Here is a 4,710-nt window from a genome sequence, read left to right as displayed (position 1 = left end):
CCTGAAATTAGCTGATAACCTCGGCTAACAAATGCAGCGGCCATGGCTTCAGCATTTTTCTTAACCTGTATTATATACTTCATGTAATCATCACTCAAAGCCTCACCAAAAGCAATAGCTTTTGCCGCAATGATATGCTCCAGTGGCCCACCTTGTGTGCCTGGGAAAACTGCCATATCCAATACGGACGACATCATTCTTAATTCACCTTTTGGAGTTTTTTGTCCCATGGGGTTTTCAAAATCCTGTCCCATCATAATCATTCCACCCCTTGGACCTCTTAATGTTTTATGAGTGGTAGTAGTTACCACATGGCAATGTGGAAGTGGATCGTTTAATAATCCGCGTGCAATCAATCCTGAAGGATGAGAAATATCCGCCAATACCAAAGCACCAATCTGATCTGCCACTGACCTGATAAATTTATAATCCCAATCACGTGAATAAGCAGAAGCACCGCAAATAATTAATTTAGGCTTCTCTTTCAAGGCTACTTCCTCTAATTTTTTATAGTCAATTAGCCCACTTTCGCGATCTACTCCATAAAAATTAGGCTTATATAGCTTTCCTGAAAAGTTTACAGGCGATCCATGTGTCAGGTGGCCTCCATGCGAAAGATCAAATCCTAAGATTTTATCGCCGGCATTAAGCAAAGCAAGTAGCACAGCAGCATTTGCCTGTGCACCAGAATGGGGCTGCACATTGGCCCAACTGGCATTAAATAGTTGTTTTGCACGTTCAATAGCAATGTTTTCAACCTCATCAACAACTTCGCAACCTCCGTAATACCTTTTACCGGGTAAACCTTCAGCATATTTATTGGTTAGCACTGAGCCTGCAGCTTCCATAACCTGCTTGCTTACAAAATTCTCTGATGCAATTAATTCAAGACCGGTTTCCTGGCGCTGCTGTTCCTCTTCAATCAGGCTGAATATAAGTTTATCTCTCTTCATGGATGGGTTAACGTGTTTGGGTTGGTAAAAATATGAATAAAAATGATGCGCAAAAATACAAATTAAGAATTGATTGAACTGGTTTTAGCTTCAATCCAAAAATTATTATATCCTAAACCAGTTTGTATAGAAATCAAATCTTGCTGGATCATTTCAAGCATAGCTAAAAAATTATAAACAAATTGAACCTTGTTCTCAGAATTAGATAATAAAACCTTAAAATCCAACCTATTATTGATTGAAAGAAGCTGACCAATTAACTTTTTCTGAGTTTCAATGTGATAAGGATATTGCTCCACAATATGTTCCTGCTTAGTGTCACGCTGAACACTTCTTTGAAAAACTTTATGATAAGTAAGCATCAATTTATAAAGATTAAACGATTCAAGCTCCTCTCCAGGCTCTGCAATAAGAGCTATTTGCTGAAGGTCAGTAGCAATATTTCCTCGTTTTTCTTGTTTAAACCGCTCCTCTTCAAATTCTCTAAGTTTCTCGGCTATACCTTTGAACTTTTTATACTCAATAAGTTTCTGAATCAAATCGCGCTTCAGATCAATTTCATTTCCCTCCTCATCCAGATCAAGACGGGGCAATAACATTTTGGCCTTTATTCGCATCAAGGTGGCTGCAACGAAAATAAATTCGCTGGCTATCTCCATATTCAATGAACTCATCTGATGCAAATAACCAAGAAAATCGTCTGTTATACGGGCAATTGGAACATCCTGAATATCCAGCTCATCTCTTTCAATAAAGAATAAAAGCAGGTCAAAAGGGCCCTCAAACTGTGGAAGCCGTATCTCAAAACTATCTGTAGAAATCATACGTATATCCAAAAATAAGAATTTGTATTTAGTTATCGGTATCAGAAATGAACCCATTTCAAACCTATTACTTATAACTTATAACTTATTACTTATTACTTCCAAAATATTGTCAAAAAAGTTATTTTTGCGAATCAAAATTTTATAATCCTACATGGAAGTTAAGGCGGGTGAATTTCTGGAACAAATAAATTATCCTTCAGACTTGAAAAAGTTTAAAGAGGATGATCTTGAACGTATATGTACTGAACTAAGACAATTTATTGTTGATACAGTATCGGTCAATGGCGGTCATTTTGGTTCCAGTTTGGGCGTAGTGGAATTAACTGTAGCGCTGCATTATGTTCTTAATACCCCTTACGACCAATTGGTATGGGATGTTGGACATCAGGCATATGGACATAAAATTTTAACTGGCAGAAGGGCAACATTCCACACCAATAGAATTTATAAAGGGCTTAGTGGCTTTCCAAAGCGATCAGAAAGCGAATATGATACGTTTGGCGTGGGTCATTCATCAACTTCAATTTCAGCCGCGTTAGGAATGGCAGTAGCCTCCAATTATAAGGGTGAAAAAGATAGACAGCATGTTGCTGTTATTGGAGATGGAGCGATGACCGGCGGAATGGCATTTGAAGCACTCAATCACGCAGGAATCGAAAATTCAAATATCCTTGTTATCCTGAATGATAACTGTATGTCTATCGACCCAAATGTTGGTGCATTAAAAGAATATTTAACAGATATAACCACTTCAAAATCATATAACCGTTTCAGGGATGACATCTCGCATGTGCTTTCAAAAATATCTGAACTTGGCCCCAACGCTCACGAAGTGGTTAAAAAGATTGAAAAAAGCATAAAAGGCGGGCTTTTAAAAAAGAGCAACTTTTTTGAAGCACTTAAATTCAGATATTTTGGTCCAATTGACGGACACGATGTGAAACATCTGGCAAAAGTACTTAATGACCTAAAAGACATTCCCGGACCAAAGTTATTACATTGTGTAACTGTAAAGGGCAAGGGCTACTCATTAGCAGAAAAAGACCAAACTAAATGGCATTCGCCAGGTCTTTTCGATAAAATTACCGGCGAAATTAAAAAAACGCTATCCGATAAACCTACCGCTCCAAAATATCAAGATGTATTTGGACTTACACTGGTAGAGCTAGCAGAAAAGAATTCAAAAATCATGGGTATTACCCCTGCTATGCCTTCAGGTTCATCACTAAACATTATGATGAAAGCAATGCCAGATCGTGCCTTTGATGTTGGTATTGCTGAGCAGCATGCAGTAACTTTTTCGGCCGGACTTGCAACCCGTGGCATGATTCCTTTTTGCAATATCTACTCAACATTTATGCAAAGGGCTTTTGATCAGGTAATTCATGATGTAGCTATCCAAAAATTGAATGTTGTATTCTGCCTTGACCGTGCAGGATTTGCAGGTTCAGATGGCCCTACTCATCATGGTGCTTATGACCTGGCTTACATGCGGTGCATCCCTAATATGATTGTTTCAGCACCGATGAATGAAGAGGAGTTGAGAAATTTAATGTTTACTGCCCAACAAGATAATATGGGACCATTTAGCATCCGTTATCCAAGAGGAAATGGAGTTATGCATGAATGGAGACGCCCCTTGAAGGCTATTGAAATAGGAAAAAGTAGGACGATCTGTGAAGGTGAAGATATTGCTATTCTAACCATAGGCCATATTGGCAATGAAGCTGTAAAAGCCTGCACTGAGTTAAATACTGAAGGAATTCACCCCGCTCATTATGACATGCGATTTGTAAAACCAATTGACGAGGAATTACTTCACCAGGTTTTCAAAAAATACAAATATGTGGTAACTGTTGAGGATGGTTGCCTTCAAGGTGGTATGGGTACGGCTGTTCTTGAATTTATGGCTGACCATAATTATTCAGCTACTGTTGTCAGACTTGGAATACCTGATCAGGTTATCGAACATGGCGAGCAGCCTGAATTATGGGCTGAATGCGGATATGATTTCAATGGTATACTAAAAACGATTAAATCATTCGGAATAAGCAGGGCAACGCGGGTAATGGCATCTTAAAACCATAATTTCTTTAAATATTTATTTCTAGTAAATATAAACTAGTGTTTTGATGCTAAGCCCCCGCGGCTATGAGCGGGGGAAAATCATGAATGCTTGGTGAGTAACACCAAGCACTTTCCTATGCTTGATAATTCTCGACACTAAAATTAAAAACCACCCCCTTTTATTCCCCCGCCAGCGGTGGACACTGGATGCCTAAGGAAAATTTGATTTTAATATTAAATTTCAAGCTTTTTTCGAAATCTCATTATCCGATATGCTGTCCACCGCGGCTATGAGCGGAAGAAAATCATGAATGGAATTAGCTAACTCCTGGCACAGGAAAACTTATTTCAATCTTAAACAAATCGTCCATTCACTGAACCTACGATCACCTCTCTTCCGCCTTGACTGGTGCGGCAATTACAGTCCTAGCCCTCGCAGAACCTTTCATAGCAGCAGGCGCAGCGGTAGCGTTTTGGTTCTTTTTTGCTACAGAAAAAGAACTAAGCCCCCGCGGCTATGAGCGGAATGAAATTATACATGCTTGGTAACACCAAGCACAAGGAAAGTTAATTGTGTCGTATTTATTTTTTTAAATCGCTTTGCACCTGTCATCCTGAACAAAGTGAAGGAACTTAGCTGCTACGAAAGCAAAATTGTACTAAAAACTACGAAGGTCCCTCAACTGCTGAAGGGCAGGTTTCGGGATGACATTTGCTTTAAATTTTAATTAATTTTTTTAAGCGCTATGCAGGTGTCATCCTGAACAGCAGGCAAAAGGTTTATGAATCTGAAGCCAAATCTTTTTATCCGCCACGCTCGCTCCAAAGGAGTCCTACGGACACAGACCTTTAATAACCGTCCA

4 protein-coding genes are annotated in these 4,710 nt (G+C 39.0%); 2 read left to right on the top strand and 2 right to left on the bottom strand.

Annotation, left to right across the window (positions count from 1 at the left end):
- Positions 1-953 (bottom strand): serine hydroxymethyltransferase (locus ACIQZ6_RS11985; RefSeq protein WP_395811408.1); only part of this gene is annotated, 953 nt, incomplete at its 3' end.
- A 62-nt stretch (positions 954-1,015) separates the two neighbouring features.
- Positions 1,016-1,789, bottom strand: a complete 774-nt coding sequence (locus ACIQZ6_RS11980; protein WP_395811406.1) for a segregation and condensation protein A — start codon at positions 1,787-1,789, stop codon at positions 1,016-1,018.
- Between the two features lie 142 nt (positions 1,790-1,931).
- On the opposite strand from ACIQZ6_RS11980, the gene dxs reads away from it, so the two are divergent.
- Both dxs and ACIQZ6_RS11970 read left to right on the top strand, forming a co-directional pair.
- Positions 1,932-3,860, top strand: a complete 1,929-nt coding sequence (dxs, locus tag ACIQZ6_RS11975) for a 1-deoxy-D-xylulose-5-phosphate synthase (RefSeq protein ID WP_395811404.1) — start codon at positions 1,932-1,934, stop codon at positions 3,858-3,860.
- 389 nt (positions 3,861-4,249) lie between these two features.
- Positions 4,250-4,396: a hypothetical protein gene (locus ACIQZ6_RS11970; protein ID WP_395811402.1), complete on the top strand. Its 147-nt coding sequence runs from the start codon at positions 4,250-4,252 to the stop codon at positions 4,394-4,396.
- The last annotated feature ends 314 nt before the right edge of the window (positions 4,397-4,710 follow it).

It is taken from the genome of Daejeonella sp. (genome assembly GCF_044348475.1).
Taxonomy (GTDB): domain Bacteria; phylum Bacteroidota; class Bacteroidia; order Sphingobacteriales; family Sphingobacteriaceae; genus Daejeonella.
This window is presented reverse-complemented; position numbering and strand designations above follow the sequence as displayed.